The following is a 19024-nucleotide window of genomic DNA, read 5'->3' on the forward strand; positions in this document are numbered from 1 at the left end:
CTGCCCGAAACCTCGCTAGCTCAGCGGCGGCAGCAGCGGGGTGAGCGTGGCAGCCGTTGCGTCGAGGCGCGCCGGCAGGCCGAGCGGGATCGCCAGGTTGACCTCGTCGTGGCCGATCGCCGCGCCTTCGACCATCGGTACGCCGAGGGGTTCCAGGCGCTCGCGGATCACCTCGGCCACCAGGTCCCGGTCGTCCGACTCGGTGAAGTCGCCGATCACCAGGCCGGTCACCTCAGTGAACCACCCGGCCCTGAGGAGCTGGGTGAGCAGGCGGTCCACCTTGTAGCCCTCCTCGCCGACATCCTCTAGGACGACGATGCCCGCCGGCCGCGCGAAGGTCGGCGTACCGAGGCTGCCCGCGAGGAGCGCCAGGTTGCCGCCGAGCAGGCGGCCTTCCGCAGTACCGGCGACCACGGTGCGGGCGCCGACGGGAGCAAGGAGGTCGGTCACCGCCTCGGGCGTGAACAGCAGGTCGCGCAGGCGGTCGCGACCGGTCGCGGCGCCGAGTTGCTCGACCGCACCTGCCATCGGGCCATGGATCGTGACGAGGCCACGGGCGTTCAGCGGCTCGTGCAGAGCGGTGATGTCGCTGAAGCCGACGAAGACCTTCTCGACCGCCGCAAGCTCATCGAAGTCGAGGTGCGGGAGCATCCGCTGGACACCGTAGCCACCGCGTCCGCAGAACACCGCCTTGAAGTCCGGCTCCAGCCAGGCGGTCCGGAAATCCGCCGCGCGGGCGGTGTCCTCGGAGGCGAGGTAGGGAAGGCTCTCGTGCCGGGCCAGTGTCGACGGCATGATCTCGACCTTCAGTCCCCAATCCCGAAGGTAGTTGGTCCCGATCTCCAGCCGCTCTGCCTTCAGCGGCCCGGACGGCGCAACCACGGCCACACGATCCCCGGCCGCCAACCGCGCCGGTCTCCTCACGTCAGTCACGGGCCCGACGTTATCCCGACCGCCTACTCGGCCGTGCAGCCGCCGGCTGCCGGCTGCCGGCTGTTGGCTGCCGGCTGTTGGCTGTTGGCTGTTGGCATCATCCGCAGCAGCGGCGACGTGTGCAGGTTTTCGGGGTCCAGTGTGTTGACCTCGCAGGTTCTCGCGTTCTCCAGCGCGGCCGACCGGTCAGGCCGACAACGCCGAGCCTGTTCCGCAGATCCACCATGCTCGCGATCGTCCCACCACCCGGGCTCCGACTCCCGCAGTACGAGTCTCGTGAAAGGGTGGCGGACATGGTGCTTGAGGTTGCTCTGATCGATGTCACCGCCGGCCAGGAAGACGCCTTCGCGGCGGCCTATCTGGAGGCCCGTCAGCAGATCGAGAACGCGGAGGGCAGCCGGACCATCCGGATGACCGGCGGGATCGAGACGCCGACCCGGTTCGTCCTGCTGGTCGAGTGGGATTCCGTCGAGGCTCACGACGCCTTCCGCGCCAGCGACGCCTTCGCCACCTGGCGCGGCCTGATCGGCCCCCACTTCGCCAACCCACCCCACGTCGAACACTTCACCGACATCAACTGACGACCATCCCGCTTGTGAACGCCGCGGGCCGGGGACGTAGGCGGATCTGCCGCTCAGCGACGCAGCCCCATCAGCACCCCGGTGATGAACGGCGCGGTCGGTAGGCGGGCCGGTCCTCGTCGTCCACCGCCGCCAGCTCGCGCTTGATGCGGACGTACTCGTTGCGATCAGCCACAGATTCCCGCAGGTGGTCGCGGAAGGCGAGCCAGTTCTGCCAGCCGGGTGAATCCTCCTCGACGATGTACTGGTGGTGCGGTCGCCGCTCGACGCTTGCATTCCGGCGGCCCGGTGTTCCGACCGACAGGAAGTAGTCGCCGCCCCGGCCGGCGAACCCCCGGCACGCCGCCTGCACCATCGGCCGGATCACCGGATCGGGCGACTACTACCTGTTCGTCGGTACCGGGCCCGCCCCGGCCATGCCCCCCGATCGCCCACCCAGCCGGGTGAATCCTCCTCGACCATGTACAGGTGGTGTGGTCGCCGCTCGACGCTTGCATTCCGGCGGTCCCGGTGTTCCGACCGACAGGAAGTCGTCGCCGCCCCGGCCGGCGAACCCCCGGCACGCCGCCTGCACCATCGGCCGGATCACCGGATCGGGCGACTACTACCTGTTCGTCGGTACCGGGCCCGCCCCCCGCCACGCGGCTGATATGTACGGCGCCCGCGCTGCCGTTGCCGCCGCGGTCAGCGTCGCGGTCAGCGTCGCGGTCAGGGTTACCAGTCGATCTTGATGGGGGTGGACCTGGTGGTGCCGTTGACAGTGACGCCTAGTTGGACCGAGCCGGGGCGGATGGCGGTGAGCTGGCTTGTTGCCGGGTCGTAGGCGGCGACTGCCCAGAACGGCGCGGTTCGGGCCGGGCCGATGTGTAGCAAGGCCGAGCCCCACCAGTCGGACGAGACCGGGAACGACACGGGCACGCGCCGACCAGCCTGTACTACGGTCGCAGCGGCCGGGGCGGTCTGTCCCATCCTGAGCGAAGCAGGCGCGGCCAGCTCGAGCGCATCAACGTGCGGCCGCAGCTCGACCTGGAACCACGACCGCTCGGGCGCCGACCAGTTCCGCTGGCCCGCATCGCCGGGGCGGGCGTTCGAGTCGATCCCGATCAGCGCCCAGCCGGTGAACCCACCCGCCTCCGGCGCGGCCGCGGGACTCTTGCCGGAGTTGCCCGTCAGCGGCAACAGCACGCCATCCGTGCGGGTCGCCGCGAACGTCCCGGCGTGCCCCGCCATGTAGGCAGCGCCCTTGCCCGTCGAGGATCGGAAGTCGGCCAGCCACTCGACCAGCAGCTCCGCCTCCTTGCGATCACCCAGCTGGGAGTTGGCCGTCGGCGAGGGGTCGTCGATCGGGTGGTGCGCCATCACCACGACGTTGCGGATCGACTTGTTCGCCGCCGCGTCGTCGAGCTGCTTGCGCAGGTCGAGGAGCTGGTCGAAGCCGCCCGCCCGCAGCGACCCGAGCGACGAGTCGCGCAGGATGAACCGGGTGCCCTTGTGGTCGAACGTGCTGGTCGGAGCGCCGAACACCTTCGTCCATTCGGACAGGTCGCCCGGCCCGTAGCTCTCGTGGTTGCCCGGCACATAGTGCACCGGCACCTTGCCGGCGACCTCCTCGTCGATGATCTTCTTCGCCAGCGCGATGTCGTTCGCGAATCCCCGGTCGACGAAGTCGCCGTTGATCACCAGGAAGTCCGGACTCTGCGCCAGCGCCTCCCGGATCGTCCTGCGGGCCTGCTTCACGTAATCCGACCCGGGGTCGTCCGCGGTGAACTGCGCGTCCGACATCACCGCGAACTTCCACCGGCTGCCCGCCACGATTCCGTCCGTCAGCACCATCGGGTCGATCACCTTGGCCGGCGGGGCGACCGTCACCGGCGGAGCGCCCCGGACGGTGAGGTCGTCGATAATGATCCGACCCGAGTACTGCCGGGTCGGCACCGTCTCCACGACGTAGATCCGCCAGAACCTGAGCGGCATCGTCAGCCCCGGCGGGATGGTCGCCTCGACGTACTTCCACCCGGTCCAGTCCACCGCCGCCGCGAGGTTGAGCGTCTGCGCCGAACCACCCGCACCGTCGTACGCGTTGGCCCGCAGCCATGCACCCTTGCCGTCGCCGTAGACCCACGCGCCGAGCTTCTGCGGCTGCCCGGGCAATGCCTGCTGCGGCGTCTGTGACAGGTACGCCGCCCGCGTCGCCGTGCTCCCCGTCAGCGAGTAGTCCAGCGCGATCGCCTGTCCGCCGTCGTGCCCCTCAGCAACCGACCTGGACGCGGTCGCGGCTCCAACCGGTACTGCGTTCGCCTGCCAGCGGGTGACATCGTCGACCTCGTCGACGAGCTGGCTGCTCAGTCCGGCGGTGACACTGAGCTGGGTGGTGAGGTCGCCCACCTTCGCCGTGACCACGGTGGAGACCGCGTCCGTGCCGACCGCGCTCACGTCGAACCCATTGCCCCGGGCAACCACTTTCACCAGCGCGGGGTCATAGGTCAGCTTCACATCGCGTGGTTCGACCCAGGTCGAGAAGCCGTCCGAGTCGTAGCCGTTGACCGTGAAGAACCCCTTGGAAGTGGCGTCGGAGAGTGACACCTGCCGGGTCGAGGGAGCAAGCCGGACCGCCTCGCCGAGCACCGTCATCGAGAACCTCCCGAGGGCTTGTCCGCGAACCGCCGTGACGACGACATCACCCGCGCGGCGACCAGTGACGATCCCGTTGCCGGTGAGGCGGGCGTTGCTGCCGGACGACCAGTACGGCGTACCGGGCGCCGGGGCGTACGTCTCGTCGTAGCCGCGGGCGGTGAGCACGCGCGTCAGGCCGGTCAGGACGCGGGAGCTCTTGGAAATGTCGGTGTCGGGAAGCTCGGCAGCAGTGCCGGCGGCCTCGACCTGGAAACCCTTCAGCTGGCCGGATCCCTTGGTGGGAAGGAGTCCCAGGCCATTCGGTACGAGTCGCTCGCCGCCGTCGGAGGGGTCGTTCACAACCTCGGGCGCCTGCTCGCCAGGTGACCGGGCGAGCATTGTCGACGAGCCGCCACCGTCCAGGTTGAGCACATCGTCGGCGCCGAGTCCGACCATCAGTTGGCCCAGCTCCTTGAGCGACAGACCACGCGAGCCGGTCGCCCGGCCGTCGACGGTCAACAGCACCATCCGTCGGCCGTCGTCGGTGAATCCGATCGCCGTGCGTGGGGCGAGGTCGGCGTCAGGTACGTCGTCGAGCACCTTGCCGTCGCGGGCGAGCTGAACGTTGCCGCTGATGCCGACTGCAACATCCGCGGCGTCCGCGCGGGGGCCGTACTGCACGTCCACCTTCTCGCCGGGCTCGAAGGCGGTGAGTGCGGTGGCGCCGGCTTCGCGACCGATCAGGGCCAGCTCGTCGGCTGCGAGCGGCGTCGCGCCGGGGGTGCTGTTCGAGGCCACGACCACGCCGTCGCGGAGGATCACTTCGCGAACGGTCGGCAGCCCGTCCACGGTCCGGGTGCGGGCCGCGTCACCCCACTCGGGGGTGTAGAGGCCGATACCGTTCGCGTTGACGCCCGGCGAGTTCAGGTTGGTCAGGTCGAGCTTGGTGGCGTCGTCGTCGGTCGCGGTTCCCTGCAGGAAGATCTGCGCGATCCTGCCGAGGCCGTTCTTGTCGATCACGGCGGTGTCGTTGTGACCGGCGGCCGGGGCGTTGATCAGGCGACCGCCGGCGCCGTTGCGCTCGATGCCGACGCCGAGCGGCGCGGTGGTGTCGTTGATGTCGAAGAAGTCGCCGTTCACGCCCGCGATCGCACCCTTGCGGGCGAGTTGCCGGCTGAGCGGCTGCCCGCCGGAAACCTTGCCGGTGTTGACGTAGTCGACCGTCACGCCGTGTTTGTCGAGATCGGCGACAAGGAAGTCACCACGCAACCAGCCGCGCGCGTCGAGTCTCTCGAAGGCGGTGTAGTTCACGCCGGGTGCGACCGGGCTGTCCTTCCGGCTGGTGACCAGGCCTTCTCCTGCGGGCGCGATCGCGACGTCCGCGAGGTCCGAGGCGGACGAGGAGTGCCGGAGCGCCTCGACGGGCTGGAGACCGAGGTCGTCCGGTGCCGGCTGGGCGATCGCCGGGTTGAGGCCGGCGCCCGCGAGCAGAGCACCCGCCACCACGCTGATCGCAGTACGCCGTCGGCCGGCCCGGCTGGTCAATGGACGGAAGGGTGACACGACGGCCTCCTGGGCGTGGGCGGACGCGGCCATCCGACGCCGTGAGCCCTACCGCCGTGTGAGGCGTAGGTGTACGCCGGTCAACCGACCGGTGACAAAGTAACGTCTCCAGTCGCCTACCGGAAGGTTTCTGTCTACTTTCCGCCGCGGACCGCCTGCAGATTGGCGCCGGGCGAGGAGGTCAGCCGACGCTGACGGGACGACCGGAGGCCTGCCAGGCGTGCATGCCGCCGTCGAGGTTGATCGCGTCGCGGCCCTCGGAGGCGAGGAACTGGGTCGCCATCCCGGAGCGGCCGCCGACCGCACAGACGCACAGCACCTTCTGGCCCAGCGGGACCTCGCCGACGCGCTCCTGCAGCTGGCCCAGCGGGATGTGGGTCGCGCCCTCGATGTGGCCGCGGGCCCACTCGTCGGGTTCGCGGACGTCGAGGACGAACGCCTCGGCCAGCAGCTCGTCGTCGAGCTCGGCAACGACGACGGCGGGAATCTCCGGAGTCTCGAACATGCCCCGATCATCGCAGCCTCCAGGTGGCACCCGTTCCTCAGGTCGCGCCGCGGTCGCCCCGGCCCCACCCTCGGCCCGTACTCCGTGCCGGTTCCCTGCCTCACACCAAGCTGCCCCGGCTACTTCAGGAGCTTGGACAGCCGACGGTCGGCCAGGGGTTTGCCGCCGGTCTGGCAGGTCGCGCAGTACTGCAGGGACGAGTCGGCGAAGCTGACCTCGCGGACGATGTCCCCGCAGACCGGGCACTTCTGACCCTTGCGGCCATGCACGCGCAGGCCGCTCTTCTTCTCGGACTTGAGGTCCTGCGCCGCGAGCCCCTTGGACCGGTCGACGGCGTCGCGCAACGTCTCCTGCATCGCGTCGTACAGCTGCTGGAGCTCGTCCGCCGACAGATTCGAGGCCGGCTTGAACGGGCTCATCTTCGCCACGTGCAGGATCTCGTCGGAGTACGCGTTGCCGATCCCCGCAATCACCGACTGGTTCCGCAGCACGCCCTTCAGCTGGACCCGCCCCTCCCGCTTCAGGACGTCGCTGAACTCCTCCAGGGTCAGGGTGAACGGATCGGGGCCCAGCCGCACGATCCCGGGGACCTCGGCCAGGTCGCGCACGACATACACCGCGAGCTTCTTCTGGGTGCCGGCTTCCGTCAGGTCGAAGCCGGAACCGTCGTCGAGGATCACCCTGAGCGCGATCGGCCCCTTGCCGGGCCGGACCAGGCCGGTCGACTGCTCCTCACGCCAGCGCAGCCACCCGGCCCGCGCCAGGTGGATGACCAGGTGGATGCCCTGCGCCGAGATGTCGAGGAACTTGCCGTGCCGCTGCACGTCGTCGATCAGCAGGCCCACCAGCGACGAGATCGGCGGGTCGTAGGTCTTCAGCGCGCTGATCGCGGTGATGTCGGCACGCACGATCGCCCGCTCGACGGCACGCTCCCGCAGGAACCCCGCCAGCGATTCGACTTCCGGCAACTCGGGCACCCACCCAGTGTGCCGCACGCCGCCGACACTTTCCTTCCTTGCGCGCTGGGGCAACGGGGGCGCGTCAGAGGGCGGACCGACGGGCTGTGGTCGGTTTCGGGCAGGGTCGGGCGGGAACCGGGGTTCGGCCAGGACTATCCCCCAGCACGTTTCTTGGCAAAGACCGCTACCTTCGAGGCAGAGAGAAGGAGGACCCGATGGGTTTCGTGAAGACATTGGTCAAGGGTGCTGTGGTGGCGAAGCTGCTGCAGATCGCCCAGCGTGAGCTGAGCAAGCCGGAGAACCAGCGCAAGGCCAAGGAGATGTTCCAGAAGGTCCAGCAGCGCCGCAACGCGCACTAGGCCCCGCGCCGAGGAGTCCGCCCGGCCCGGCGAGCGCTGATCCGCACCGCCGGGCCGCCAGCGTGCCCACGCGCCCCAGCATCCTGTACTGCGGGGGTGCTGGTGGCGGGTTGTAGCGCGCCGCGGAGCTTGCAGGGGCGGCGGCGATCAGCTGCGGCGGATCGCCTGGAGGGTGTAGGTGGCCGGCAGTCGTTCGGGGTTTTCGGTGAGGCGCCACTCACCGAACTCGGGTTCCTGGCTCATGTGCCCGGGGAGGGCCTCCCACGGCGCGCTGTCGTGTTCGGTCAGGCCGGTGATCTCCATGCCGGCGTTCATCAGAGCCGTCACCAGCTCGCCGAGGCCGTGGTTCCACTCGTGGGTCAGGTTGTTCGTGAACTCCACGTCGGTCTCGACGTACGTGCCGCCCTCGTCCCACACCATCGGCGCCTCGGTCTCGAAGTACGGGTAGCCCAGCGTAATCAGCCCGGGATGCTTCGACCCCTCGAGCGCCCACAGCATCGGATGTCCTTCGCGGATGAACAGTCGTCCACCCGGCTTCAGCAGACCCGCGACGGTCCGGGCCCAGCGTTCGATGCTGGGGATCCAGCAGAGCGCGCCGATCCCGGTGAACACCAGGTCGTACGACGCCTCCCCGAGCACGGCGACAGCGTCGTACACATCGGCCTGGTGGAAGTCCACCTCGAGGCCGAGGCGGTCCGCGAAGGACTGCGCCTGGTCGATCGCCGGGCCGGAGAAGTCCAACCCACTCATTCGCGCGCCCAGCCGGGCAAGGGAAATCGTGTCGGTACCGATGTGGCACTGCAGGTGCACCCCGCGCAGCCCGGAGATGTCGCCGAGCCGCGGGAGATCGAACCGCACCACGTCCCCGATGAAGTTCGGATCCTGCTCGTACTGCGCGAGCTTGTAGTCCGGAGAGGCGGCGTGTGCCGGGACCCGCTCGTCCCAGCTCGCCCGATTCAGTGCGCGGTAGTCGTCCACCCGCCGAGCGTGGCACATCCCGTCACCCCTGCGCTCCCGCTTTTCATCGCTCACTCGAACGCATCGGTCACGTCTGGGCACGCAGATCGGCGGGAAGGCCGGGTGGCCTTCCCGCCGATCGGCGGTGGTTCTCGTCAGGCCGCGTGCCGGCCGTGGGCGTGGCTGAACAGCCTTGCCTGGCGGATGCTCATGACCCCGCCGGAGGTGCTGATGGGCTTGTGGGAAAAGGGTTCGGCCGCACCGCCGAGGGCGAGCAGGTCGAGCTTGGTCCTGGCCAGATCGCGATCCTCGGCAGCCGAGGATCCGTACGGGCCGTGCTCCGGCCCGTTGAGGTTACGCCTGTGGTTCGGCTGCAGAGCCGCGATCACGGCCAGCGCGAGTACTGCGAGGATGATGATTCCGGTCATGGCAGTAATTCTGCTATCGAGTAGATTCAGCCACAATTGGCACTATTGACACTCTACGACAAATTTCTGCCATACTGATCCGCATGCTGAGGAAGATCGCCGTCGTCTTGATGGAAGACGTCGCCCTGTTCGAGTTCGGCGTGCTCTCAGAGGTCTTCGGGATCGACCGGACCGACGACGGCGTGCCTGCCTTCGACTTCAAGGTGTGTTCGACCCGGCCTGGCGAACCGCTGCGGACCAGCAGCCACTCCGCGGTCATCGCGCCGTACGGGTTGGAGGAGCTGGAGGACGCCGACCTGATCGCGCTGCCGGCCACCACCTGGCGCGACGCGTACGACGAGCGCATCCTCGACGCACTCCGCCGGGGCGCCGAGCGCGGCGCGATCCTGCTGACGGTGTGCTCCGGCGCCTTCGTGCTCGGCGCGGCCGGGCTGCTCAAGGGGCGGAGCTGCGCGACCCACTGGCGGTACGCGAAGTTGTTCCGAGAGCAGTTCCCCGAGGCGCACCTCGACGCGGACGTGCTGTTCGTCGACGACGGCAACATCATCACCAGCGCCGGCACGGCCGCCGGGATCGACGCCTGCCTGCATCTCGTCCGCCGCGAGCTCGGCAGTGCGGTAGCCACCCGGATCGCCCGGCGGATGGTCGTTCCTCCGCAGCGCGACGGCGGCCAGCGCCAGTACGTCGAGGTCCCCGTGCCCGAGTCGTCCAGCGAGAGCCTGCAGCCGGTGCTCGACTGGATGGTGGACAACCTGACCGAGGAGCACACGATCCCGGACCTCGCCCGGCGCGCGCGGATGTCGGACCGCACGTTCGCGCGGCGGTTCGTGGCCGAGACGGGGACGACGCCGCTGAAGTGGGTCACCACCCAGCGGGTGCTGCACGCCAGAACCCTGCTGGAGCAGACGAAACTCGGTGTCGAGCAGATCGCCTCGGAGTCCGGTTTCGGCACCGCCGCGCTGCTACGCCACCACTTCCGCCGGGTAGTAGGCGTCCCACCCCAGGACTACCGCCGCACCTTCCAGACCGCGAGCTGACACCCAACCAGCGCCCGCACGGCCGGCCCACATCTGGGGAGCTCGCCGACGCGCGACTACTGGGGAGCTCGCCGACGCGCGACTACTGGGGAGCTCGCCGACGCGCGACTTCTGGGGAGCTCGGACACCTACTGGGGACCTTGAACAAGGTATTTCATGTCCGCGGTCCCCACGTGATGTCCGAGCCCCCTACATCTGGCCAAGTCGACCGCGCTCCCGACCGGCTGCCGGGAGGGCCAGCGCGGTCAGACGGAGCGTTGGTAGGTGCGGAAGGCTCGGGTCGAGAGGTAGGCGACGATGAGGGTGAAGGCCAGGAGATAGGCGAGGTGACGGGTTACTGAGGGCCAGTCGGGGTTGGCGGCAAGGGACTGGCGGGCCGCGACGGTGGCCCAGTCGACGGGGTTGAAGCGGGCGGCCACCCCGACCCAGTGCGGGGCCAGCTCAGGGTTCATCATGATCGACGAGAGGAACGTCAGCGGCAGCGAGACGAACTGGAAGATGCCGATCAGCGCGTCCTGTTGCCGGGTCAGCAGCGCCACCGCGTTGGAGAGCGACCCGAACGCCGTGCCGACGAGCATCGACGCCACGATCGTGACGAGGTACCCGAGCGCGTTCCCGTCGTACCGGGCGCCGGCGGCCATCCCGATCGCGAAGACGAGGATCGTCTGGATCACTGTGGTGGTGGCGTTGCTGAGAAGTTGCCCCGCCATCAGCGCGCCGCGGCGTACCGGTGAGGTGAGCATCCGGTCCATCACCCCGCGCTCCATGTCGGTGATGAAGGTGGTCCCGGCCCAGCCGCTCGACATCAACGCCGTCATCATCACGATGCCGGGCGTCAGGAACGCGATGTATGACGAATCGGAGAAGCCGGGGAGATTCACCACGCCCTTGAACAGTTGGCCGAACAGCAACAGCCAGATCGCCGGCTGCACCAAGGTGAAGGCGATCAGAGCGGGTGACCGGTACTGCGCACGCAACCAGCGGCCGGTGATCATCGCGGTGTGACCGAGCAGTCCACCGGAACGGGCCCGGCCGGTGCCGCTGAGCGGAGTCGCTGTCATCGTGGCCATCAGGCTGCCCTCTCCTCATCGGAAGCTTGTTCGGCCGCCCGGAAGGTGCGACCGGTGTAGCGCAGGTAGACGTCGTCCAGCGTCGGTCGCGCGACTGTGACGGCGGCAACTGCGATCGCCTGCTCCTCGAGAACCCCCAGAACAGCCGGTACTGCGGTCGCGCCGCGGTCGACGCGGGCACGCAAGGTGTTGCCCTCGACAACGATTTCACCGACTCCGGGGAGTCGGCTGATCAAGCTGCGAACCCGGCCCGACGTCGCGGGATCCGCCAGCTCGACCTGGACGGAATCGCCGCGGAGCTCGGCTTTCAGCGCCTCCGGACTGCCTTCGGCGACTACGTTGCCGTGGTCAACGATCGCGAGTTGTCCCGCGAGCCGGTCGGCCTCTTCCAGGTAGTGCGTGGTCAGCAGGACGGTCAGGCCTTCCGTCGCGGAGAGCCGCTCGACCTCGGTCCACAGATCTGCCCGGGCTTCCGGGTCGAGGCCAGTGGTGGGTTCGTCGAGGAAGAGCACGCTCGGCCTGTGGACCAGACCGAGTGCCACGTCGAGCTTGCGTTGCATACCACCCGAGTAGGTGCGGACCTGGCGATCAGCCGCCTGTTTCAGGTCGAACCGCTCGAGCAGCTCGGCGGCCCGGCGTACGGACTCTTGTTTTGAGAGGCCGTAGATGCGACCGCTGAGGACGAGGTTCTCGGTGCCGGTCGCCATCGGGTCGGAGCTGGATTCCTGTGGCACGTAGCCGATCGCGAGCCGTACTTCACGCTGCTGCTTGACGACGTCCAGGCCCGCCACTCGGGCGGTGCCGGAATCGGCGCGGGACAAGGTGGTGAGGATCTTCACCGCCGTGGACTTTCCGGCGCCGTTCGGGCCGAGCAGGCCGAGGACGACGCCCTCGGGAACGGCGAAGGTGAGCCCGTCGAGCGCACGGACAGGCGACTTCTTGCGGGCCGCGGGATAGGTCTTGACCAGGTCGGCCACCTCGATGGCGGGCTGGTTCTGGGCGTGCTGGGGTACAGCCATGGTGTCGAACTCCTCAGTGATGAGTGCGGAGGAGTCGATCCACGAACAGCCTGGCTATCCTGATGGTTGCGCCTTGGGTGCCAGGTCTCGCTTCGGCGGGATCGACTCGAGGAACTGCGGCCCTTGACCTCGGTGTTGCCGCACCTTGGTCGGGGGCCGTCCTATTTCGCTTCCGGTGGGACGTGCTGCAGCCAGGCGAACTCCTCTCCGAAGTACTTGAGCGGGTCCTTGAACAGTTCGCCCGGGTTGATGCCACGTTCGGCCACGATCTCGAAGCCCTTACGCCAGAAGGCGGTGCCTTCCAGCTCGTCGGCCTGGATTTCAGCGGCGAGCCGCCTGGCGAACTTCAGCTCGGCGGTCAGCAGCTCGAGCCGGAACTCCGACTCGACCCAGAAGAGGCGCGGCAACTGCTGGACCTGCAGGGCCTCGTGCGTGGCGACCAGCTCGGCGATCTGCTGCTCGAGCACCTTCGCCCGCTTCTCCAACAGCTCGACCACCCGGTCCGGCGCGAAAGCCGGCAGGTACGCCAACCCCGCCTCCAACTGGCTGAAGTCCTTCTCGGGCGTCCCGATCAGCTCGGTCAGCCAGTCCTCGAACTCTGCCCGGCCGCTGTCGGTGATCGCGTAAACAGTCCGCTCCGGGCGATTCCCGTCGCGGAGCGTCTCGACCGCCTCGACGTATCCGTGCTTGTCCAGCGCCGAGACCACGGAGTACAGCGAGCCGTAGTTCAGCTTGATGCTCACGTCCTTGCCGCGGGCCTTGAGCATCGTGGAGATCTCGTACGGGTGCATCGGCCGCTCGCTGAGGCTGCCGAGCACGGCGAACGCGAGCGCGTTGCCCACCTTGCGCTTCGCCACGGCCAACCTCCTCGATCCCGATTACTCGAAATCGAGTATTCGCCTCCGTGTATCCGCTGTCAAGTCATCAGGCCGGGCGCTCGAAGAGGAGTTCCAGGCCGTCTTCCTCGTCCCACTGGTCACCGATCTGGGTGAAGCCGAAGTGGGCGATGGTCGCCAGCGACCCGACGTTGTCCGGACTGACCGACGCCCGGACAACCTGCACCGCGGGCTCGGCCGCGGCTCGTTCGAGCAGCGCGGCCAGGATCGCCTTCGCGTAACCGCGCCGCCGGTACGCCGGGCCGACCGTGTACCCGACCTCCACCATGCCCCGGTCGTCCGGCGGGCCGTGATACCCGGCGTGCCCGATCACCACACCGTCAGGCTCGGCGACTACCGCGCGGACGATCCACGCGGCGGCTTCCGGTTCGGACTCGAGCTGCTTGAGCCGGTAGTTCCAGAGCCACTTGGAGTCCTCGTCGATGAACAGCCGGCCGAGCTCGACGCCGGATTCCGCCCGCGCTGTTGCGAGATCGCTCGCGAGCAACGCCTCCATCGTCGTACGGGACAACTCCGCGAAGCGGATCTGGTGAGAGGTCATGCGGTCGATGCTGCCGCCGGGGACTCCCGGCGTCCAGGGGATTAGGAGAGCGCTTCGGCGTACCAGGGCTTGATCACGTTGTCGATGATCGCGAGCCGCTCGTCGAAGGGGATGAACGCCGACTTCATCGCGTTGATCGCGAACCAGCGGAAGTCCGCCAGGCCGTAGTCGAACGCCTCCGCCAGCAGGGCCAGCTCACGGCTCATCGAGGTGCCGCTCATCAGCCGGTTGTCCGTGTTCACGGTGACGCGGAACTTCAGCTTCGCCAGCAGACCGATCGGGTGCTGCGCGATGGAGTCGGCCGCGCCCGTCTGCAGGTTGGAGCTCGGGCACATCTCCAGGGGGATCCGCCGGTCCCGCACATACGCCGCGAGCCGCCCGAGCTCGACCTTGCCTTCGAGATCCGTCAGCGCGGCCGACTCGTCGTACGTGATGTCGTCGATGATCCGGACACCGTGGCCAAGGCGGTCCGCGCCGCACCACTGGATCGCCTGCCAGATCGACGGCAGCCCGAACGCCTCCCCGGCGTGGATGGTGAAGTGCGCGTTCTCGCGCTGCAGGTACTCGAACGCGTCGAGGTGTCGGGTGGGCGGGTAGCCGGCCTCGGCACCCGCGATGTCGAAGCCGACCACGCCCGCGTCGCGATAGGCGACCGCGAGCTCCGCGATCTCCATCGAGCGGGCCTGGTGCCGCATCGCGGTCAGCAGCTGACGCGCCACGATCGGGCGTTCGGCATGGGCCATGCCGTGCTCGAACCCCTCGTGCACCGCGCCCACGACCTGCTCGAGGCTGAGCCCGCCGGTCAGATGCTGCTCCGGCGCGTAGCGGATCTCGGCGTACACGACACCGTCCGCGGCCAGATCCTGCACGGACTCACTCGCGACCCGGGTGATCGCCTCGGCGTTCTGCATCACCGCGACCGTGTGCTCGAACGTCTCCAGATACCGCTCCAGCGACCCGGAGTCAGCCGACTCCACGAACCACTGCCCCAACTCGACGGCGTCCGACCGCGGCAACTCATGCCCGATCTCCCTGGCCAGCTCCACGATCGTCTCCGGCCGCAACCCACCATCCAGATGGTCGTGCAGCAACACCTTCGGAGCATCGGTCAACTGGCCTGGCGTGATCATCCAGCCATCCTGCCAGCCCCAGGTCGGCCCGATGCCTCGCGATCCGGCAAACGTTCAAGTTTTCTGGGGGTGGGGCGTGCCATCGTGAGCAGATGATCGACCGACTCCGCAACCGTCCGGAATGGCAGTTCTTCGCGGTCCTGCCGGCGGCGGACCCGGCGCTGGCCGGTCTGTGGTGGCTGCTCCTGCTGGTGCGCGGCGCGCTGCCCGCGGTCTTCGCGATCGCGATGGGCTGGGTGGTCGGGGCAGTGCAGCACGGGTCCGCGCTGACAGCACCGCTGACCTTGATGGGTACGACCTTCATCCTGCTGCAGGTGCTCACTCCGGTACACCAGGCGGTCAGCGCGAACCTCGGGAGCCGCGTCGCCGCCTGGCTCAACGACGCGCTCGCCCGGGCCTGCGTGGAACCGCCCGGCATCGGTCACCTCGAGGATCCCGAGCTGACCGAGGACCTCACCGTCGCCCGGGAGTTCGACCGCGGCCAGACGGGACCGCCGATGTACATGAACGTGGACTTCGTCGCCGGCACGTGGTCGAGCTGGTCGGCGGGGTCGCCTCGGCTGTGGTGCTCTTCGGTTTCACCTGGTGGGCGCCGCTAGTGCTGGTTGCCGCCTGGAGCGCGACGCACTGGTTGCTACGGGAGAGCGGCGTCTGGCGTGATCGCAACACCGCCGAGGTGCGTTCTGCACAACGCCATGCGGACTATGCGTACCAGCTGGCTGTCGAACCGGCCGCGGCCAAGGAGCTACGGTTGTTCGGCCTGGCCGGCTGGGCTGTGCAGCGGTTCACGGACAGGCGGCGTCGGCTCTTCGAGCTGCAGTACAAGGCCACCCGGCTGCGGGAGCGCCCGATGATCTGGTGCCTGCTGATCGTGGCAGCGGCCAACGCGCTCGTCTTCTGGGCTCTGGGGTCGGCCGCCGCCGATGGACGACTGGAGCTCGATCGGCTGGTGGTGTTCGCCCAGGTCGCTGTGGGAGTCAGCATGATCGCCTTCGGCGGACTGAACTGGGTGCTGGACGGAGCTGCCGCACCCGTCGTCGCAGTACAGCGGCTGAAGCCCGCCATGGCACCGGCGGGCGCGCTGGGTACTGGCCGGCGCGCAGAATCAGCTGGACCGACTGCCGGCGCTGCAGCGACGGATCGAGCAGTTCGCGACCCGGTGGGTCGGGGAGCTGTCGGGATCAGGATCCGGGACCTGACTTTCAGCTACCCGCGCTCGGGGCGGCCGGTCTTCGACGGGCTGGAGCTGACTATCCCCGCCGGCTCGTCGCTGGCAGTCGTCGGACAGAACGGTGCCGGGAAAACCACACTGGCCAAGTTGCTGTGCCGGTTGTACGACCCCGATGCCGGCTCGATCGAGGTCGACGGGGCGGACTTGCGCGACCTGCCGGTGGACGGCTGGCGAACGAGGGTTGCCGCGGTCTTCCAGGACTTCCTCCGCCTCGAACTCCCGCTGCGGGACAACGTCGCACCCGCCGGCGCACCGGACGCCGACATCCTCGCCGCGCTCGCCGATGCCGGAGCCGGCGGCCTGGCAGAGCTCGATACCCGGCTGGCTACGGGGTATGAAGGCGGCACCGAGTTGTCCGGTGGTCAATGGCAACGAGTCGCGTTGGCGCGGGCGCTGTGCGCAGTACGGCAGGGAGCGGGTCTGGTCCTGCTGGATGAGCCGACGGCTCAGCTGGACGTCCGGGGTGAGGCAGCGATCTTCGACCGGATCCTGGCGGCCACCCGAGACGTCACCACGATCCTCATCTCGCACCGGTTCTCGACCGTGCGGCATGCCGACCAGATCTGCGTCCTGGAACGCGGCCGGGTGGTGGAGCTCGGCAGTCACGACGAACTGATGGCACTGGGCGGGCGGTACCACACGATGTTCGGCTTGCAGGCGCAGCGATTCGTGGCCGAGGTCGACGAGGAGGGGATGAGCTATGACACGCTCTGACGACCTGCCGAAGGCCGTGCCTGCGATGTGGCGGCTCTGCCGGCTCGGGTACCAGCACGAGCCGCGCCTGCTCGTGTTCGCCTTCGTGATGACGCTGCTGGCCGCGATCCCCGATGCGTTGCTGGCGTTGTGGCTGAAGATCCTGGCCGACGGGGTCCTGTCCGGCGATCGGCGAGCCATCCTCATCGCCGCGGCAGGGATGGCGGTATCCGTGACGGCGACCTGGTTCCTCCGAACGCTGTCCGCCCGGATCTCGCGACGGTTCCGGGATCGCGTCACCATCATGCTGGAGGCTCACGTGGCCCGGCTGCAGGCGACCGTGGCGACCATCGCGCACCACGAACGGCGCGACTACCTGGACCGCCTGTCGGTACTGCGCAAGCAGGTCTTCGTGCTCGACCACATGTACATGTCGCTCTTCTCCACCTGCGGCTGGCTCCTGCGCCTCGGGGTGACGGTCGCCCTGCTGATGTCGATCCATCCGGTGCTCGCATTGCTGGTGGTGTTCGCGCTGCCGACGGTGATCAGCTCCAGTTGGCGTCCCGGCGTCGAGCGCGAGACCGAGGAACAGAACGCCGCGCATCAACGGCTCGCCGATCATCTGTTCCGTACTGCGACCACCCCTGCGCCCGGCAAGGACGTCCGGGTGACCGGAATCGGCCCGGACCTGGTGGCAAGCCGGCGACGCGAGTGGGAGCGCTGGTATGCGCCGATCGCCGCAGCCCGCTGGACCAGCGCCGGCTGGCACGCTGCCGCCTGGGCGGTGTTCGGGGCCGCGTACGTCGGGGCTGTGCTGCTGGTCGCGTCCGGGTTGCACGGTTCGGTGGGTGACGTGCTGCTCATCCTGGCGGCGGGCGCGCGGCTCTCGTCGTACATCGGCGCGACGGTCGGTGAGATCGGCTTCCTGCGCGGAATCTGGCTGGACGGATCGCGCCGACTGGTCTGGCTGGAGGACTACGCCGCCTCGTTCGACGCCGAGGCCGACCTTCCTGTCCCCTCGCGCCTGGTTGACGGTATCCGGCTCCAGGGAGTGTCCTTCGCCTACGCGGGATCGGACAAGCTTGCCCTGGACAACGTTGAGCTGGACCTCCCGGCCGGCCGGGTGATCGCGGTGGTGGGAGAGAACGGCGCCGGCAAATCCACGCTGGTGAAGCTGATCGCGAAGTTGTACGAGCCGACCGCCGGCCGCATCCTGCTCGACGGTCAGCCGCTGAACCGGATGCCGGCCGAGGCCTGGCGAGACCGGATCGCCGGCGCGTTCCAGGACTTCTTCCGCTTCGAGTTCCTGGCTCGGCACAGTGTCGGACTCGGCGACCTGGCCCGGCTGGACGACGAACCCGCGGTCGCCGCCGCGGTCGTCCGCGCCGGCGCGGACGACGTGGTCGACAGGCTCGAGGACGGCCTCGACACCCAGCTCGGATCCACCTGGCCGGGTGGCGCGGAGATCAGCTTCGGTCAATGGCAGAAGCTGGCACTCGCCCGCGGATTCATGCGGGACCAGCCGTTGCTTCTCGTCCTCGACGAACCGACCGCCGCGCTGGATGCCGAGACCGAGCACGCCTTGTTCGAGCGGTACGCAGCAGCGGCCAGGGACAGCACCGACGGGCGGATCACGATCTTGGTGTCGCACCGCTTCTCCACTGTGCGGATGGCTGATCTGATCGTGGTGCTGGACGGCGCCCGGCTGGTGGAGACGGGAACCCACGACGAGCTGATGGCGCTGGGCGGGCAATACGCCGAGCTGTACCGGATCCAGGCCGCCGCCTACCGGTGATGGTCAGTCAACCTGCCCTGCATTGCCCCGACCTGCCCGCCGAAGGCCCGCGTGTCCCACGACTCCGTGGCCCGAAGCTGACATCCATGAATGATTCGACCGCCACCCCACGCTTCGCCAGCGCACCACCTTCAGCCTCGATGCCCGAGTGGTACCCCGAACTCCTGGACTCCGCGTCAGCGCACATTTCGAGTGGACACCGACGTGCCGTCTCGGCAGCCAACACTGAACTGCTCGGCTCCTACTGGTCGATCGGCCAGGAGATCCTGAGCCGCCAGAGCCAGGAGGGATGGGGCAGCAGAGTGATTGACAGGCTGTCGACCGACCTCAAGTCGCGGTTTCCGGCGTCCAAGGGATCGCCGCGCAACCTCAAGTACATGCGAGCGTTCGCCTCGGCCTGGCCGGAGCGCGCAATTGTGCAAGCGCCGCTTGCACAATTGCCTTGGTACCACCACCTCGCGCTCCTGCAAAAGCTCGACGACTCAGACCTACGCCTTTGGTACGCCCGCGCAGCCGTAAACCACGGCTGGAGCCGCGATGTACTGGCTCTCCAGATCGACGCCCGGTTCCACGAGCGAGCGGGCAAGGCAGTCACCAACTTCGCGACCGCGATTCTGGACGAGCGATCCGACCTGGCTCAGCCGGCAACGCGCGATCCCTACCTCTTCGACTTCATCAGTGCTGCCGAGAAGATGCGCGAGCGCGACCTCGAAC

At 68.6% G+C, this 19024-nt stretch carries 18 protein-coding genes and 1 pseudogene; 7 read left to right on the plus strand and 12 right to left on the minus strand.

Annotation, left to right across the window (positions count from 1 at the left end):
- Positions 1 to 15: 15 nt before the first annotated feature.
- Positions 16 to 933 (minus strand): S66 peptidase family protein, encoded by a 918-nt coding sequence (locus ABD210_RS00970; RefSeq protein ID WP_344107523.1) that lies wholly within the window; start codon positions 931 to 933, stop codon positions 16 to 18.
- Positions 934 to 1226: 293 nt separating this feature from the next.
- Between ABD210_RS00970 and ABD210_RS00975 the strand changes: the two genes are divergently transcribed.
- Positions 1227 to 1514, plus strand: coding sequence for an antibiotic biosynthesis monooxygenase family protein (locus tag ABD210_RS00975; RefSeq protein WP_344107525.1), 288 nt, complete (start codon positions 1227 to 1229; stop codon positions 1512 to 1514).
- Between the two features lie 70 nt (positions 1515 to 1584).
- On the opposite strand, the gene ABD210_RS00980 is transcribed toward ABD210_RS00975, so the two are convergent.
- From ABD210_RS00980 to ABD210_RS00995, 4 genes are all read right to left on the minus strand, one after another.
- Entirely contained in the window at positions 1585 to 1869 is a 285-nt protein-coding gene (locus ABD210_RS00980; protein ID WP_344107527.1) for a GrpB family protein, read from the minus strand.
- Positions 1870 to 2228: 359 nt separating this feature from the next.
- Complete coding sequence (locus tag ABD210_RS00985; RefSeq protein WP_344107530.1) at positions 2229 to 5690, minus strand: phosphodiester glycosidase family protein; 3462 nt, start codon at positions 5688 to 5690, stop codon at positions 2229 to 2231.
- A 181-nt stretch (positions 5691 to 5871) separates the two neighbouring features.
- On the minus strand, positions 5872 to 6195 hold the full coding sequence (locus ABD210_RS00990) for a rhodanese-like domain-containing protein (RefSeq protein ID WP_344107532.1): 324 nt from the start codon (positions 6193 to 6195) through the stop codon (positions 5872 to 5874).
- Between the two features lie 119 nt (positions 6196 to 6314).
- The gene (locus ABD210_RS00995) at positions 6315 to 7172 is read right to left on the minus strand and encodes a DNA-formamidopyrimidine glycosylase family protein (RefSeq protein WP_344107534.1); all 858 of its coding nucleotides are present in this window, start codon (positions 7170 to 7172) and stop codon (positions 6315 to 6317) included.
- A gap of 197 nt (positions 7173 to 7369) precedes the next feature.
- Between ABD210_RS00995 and ABD210_RS01000 the strand changes: the two genes are divergently transcribed.
- Positions 7370 to 7513, plus strand: coding sequence for a hypothetical protein (locus ABD210_RS01000; protein ID WP_344107536.1), 144 nt, complete (start codon positions 7370 to 7372; stop codon positions 7511 to 7513).
- 147 nt (positions 7514 to 7660) lie between these two features.
- Here the strand turns inward: ABD210_RS01000 and ABD210_RS01005 are convergent, their stop codons facing one another.
- Entirely contained in the window at positions 7661 to 8491 is an 831-nt protein-coding gene (locus tag ABD210_RS01005) for a class I SAM-dependent methyltransferase (protein ID WP_344107538.1), read from the minus strand.
- A gap of 134 nt (positions 8492 to 8625) precedes the next feature.
- The gene (locus ABD210_RS01010; RefSeq protein WP_344107540.1) at positions 8626 to 8898 is read right to left on the minus strand and encodes a hypothetical protein; all 273 of its coding nucleotides are present in this window, start codon (positions 8896 to 8898) and stop codon (positions 8626 to 8628) included.
- Positions 8899 to 8981: 83 nt separating this feature from the next.
- On the opposite strand from ABD210_RS01010, the gene ABD210_RS01015 reads away from it, so the two are divergent.
- A complete protein-coding gene (locus tag ABD210_RS01015) occupies positions 8982 to 9935 on the plus strand; it encodes a GlxA family transcriptional regulator (RefSeq protein WP_344107543.1) in 954 nt (317 codons plus the stop codon).
- 245 nt (positions 9936 to 10180) lie between these two features.
- Here ABD210_RS01015 and ABD210_RS01020 read toward each other — a convergent pair whose 3' ends face one another.
- The 5 genes from ABD210_RS01020 to ABD210_RS01040 form a co-directional block, all read right to left on the minus strand.
- The gene (locus ABD210_RS01020) at positions 10181 to 11005 is read right to left on the minus strand and encodes an ABC transporter permease (protein ID WP_344107545.1); all 825 of its coding nucleotides are present in this window, start codon (positions 11003 to 11005) and stop codon (positions 10181 to 10183) included.
- Positions 11005 to 12024: an ATP-binding cassette domain-containing protein gene (locus tag ABD210_RS01025; protein WP_344107547.1), complete on the minus strand. Its 1020-nt coding sequence runs from the start codon at positions 12022 to 12024 to the stop codon at positions 11005 to 11007. Before ABD210_RS01025 ends, ABD210_RS01020 begins: the two co-directional genes overlap by 1 nt.
- A 161-nt stretch (positions 12025 to 12185) precedes the next feature.
- Positions 12186 to 12881: a PadR family transcriptional regulator gene (locus ABD210_RS01030; protein WP_344107550.1), complete on the minus strand. Its 696-nt coding sequence runs from the start codon at positions 12879 to 12881 to the stop codon at positions 12186 to 12188.
- Positions 12882 to 12948: 67 nt separating this feature from the next.
- Positions 12949 to 13461, minus strand: coding sequence for a GNAT family N-acetyltransferase (locus tag ABD210_RS01035; RefSeq protein WP_344107552.1), 513 nt, complete (start codon positions 13459 to 13461; stop codon positions 12949 to 12951).
- Between the two features lie 41 nt (positions 13462 to 13502).
- Positions 13503 to 14591: an adenosine deaminase gene (locus tag ABD210_RS01040; RefSeq protein ID WP_344107554.1), complete on the minus strand. Its 1089-nt coding sequence runs from the start codon at positions 14589 to 14591 to the stop codon at positions 13503 to 13505.
- 92 nt (positions 14592 to 14683) lie between these two features.
- Here ABD210_RS01040 and ABD210_RS01045 point away from each other — a divergent pair, with 92 nt between their 5' ends.
- The 4 genes and pseudogenes from ABD210_RS01045 to ABD210_RS32370 form a co-directional block, all read left to right on the plus strand.
- A complete protein-coding gene (locus ABD210_RS01045; RefSeq protein ID WP_344107556.1) occupies positions 14684 to 15190 on the plus strand; it encodes a hypothetical protein in 507 nt (168 codons plus the stop codon).
- Entirely contained in the window at positions 15121 to 16536 is a 1416-nt protein-coding gene (locus tag ABD210_RS01050; protein ID WP_344107558.1) for an ABC transporter ATP-binding protein, read from the plus strand. Before ABD210_RS01045 ends, ABD210_RS01050 begins: the two co-directional genes overlap by 70 nt.
- Positions 16523 to 18310, plus strand: a complete 1788-nt coding sequence (locus tag ABD210_RS01055; protein WP_344107560.1) for an ABC transporter ATP-binding protein — start codon at positions 16523 to 16525, stop codon at positions 18308 to 18310. The genes ABD210_RS01050 and ABD210_RS01055 overlap by 14 nt, the downstream gene beginning before the upstream one ends.
- Positions 18311 to 18450: 140 nt before the next feature.
- A pseudogene (locus tag ABD210_RS32370) lies at positions 18451 to 19014 on the plus strand (DUF1016 N-terminal domain-containing protein); the annotation flags it as partial.
- Positions 19015 to 19024: the final 10 nt, after the last annotated feature.

This window comes from Kribbella alba, from assembly GCF_039529635.1.
Classification (GTDB): domain Bacteria; phylum Actinomycetota; class Actinomycetes; order Propionibacteriales; family Kribbellaceae; genus Kribbella; species Kribbella alba.

Coding starts and splice junctions, on each gene's coding strand:
- ABD210_RS00975 (WP_344107525.1), top strand. CDS start 1,227: ATGGTGCTTGAGGTTGCTCTGATCGATGTCACCGCCGGCCAGGAAGAC.
- ABD210_RS00980 (WP_344107527.1), bottom strand. CDS start 1,869: ATGGTGCAGGCGGCGTGCCGGGGGTTCGCCGGCCGGGGCGGCGACTAC.
- ABD210_RS00990 (WP_344107532.1), bottom strand. CDS start 6,195: ATGTTCGAGACTCCGGAGATTCCCGCCGTCGTCGTTGCCGAGCTCGAC.
- ABD210_RS01000 (WP_344107536.1), top strand. CDS start 7,370: ATGGGTTTCGTGAAGACATTGGTCAAGGGTGCTGTGGTGGCGAAGCTG.
- ABD210_RS01010 (WP_344107540.1), bottom strand. CDS start 8,898: ATGACCGGAATCATCATCCTCGCAGTACTCGCGCTGGCCGTGATCGCG.
- ABD210_RS01015 (WP_344107543.1), top strand. CDS start 8,982: ATGCTGAGGAAGATCGCCGTCGTCTTGATGGAAGACGTCGCCCTGTTC.
- ABD210_RS01020 (WP_344107545.1), bottom strand. CDS start 11,005: ATGGCCACGATGACAGCGACTCCGCTCAGCGGCACCGGCCGGGCCCGT.
- ABD210_RS01025 (WP_344107547.1), bottom strand. CDS start 12,024: ATGGCTGTACCCCAGCACGCCCAGAACCAGCCCGCCATCGAGGTGGCC.
- ABD210_RS01035 (WP_344107552.1), bottom strand. CDS start 13,461: ATGACCTCTCACCAGATCCGCTTCGCGGAGTTGTCCCGTACGACGATG.
- ABD210_RS01040 (WP_344107554.1), bottom strand. CDS start 14,591: ATGATCACGCCAGGCCAGTTGACCGATGCTCCGAAGGTGTTGCTGCAC.
- ABD210_RS01045 (WP_344107556.1), top strand. CDS start 14,684: ATGATCGACCGACTCCGCAACCGTCCGGAATGGCAGTTCTTCGCGGTC.
- ABD210_RS01055 (WP_344107560.1), top strand. CDS start 16,523: ATGACACGCTCTGACGACCTGCCGAAGGCCGTGCCTGCGATGTGGCGG.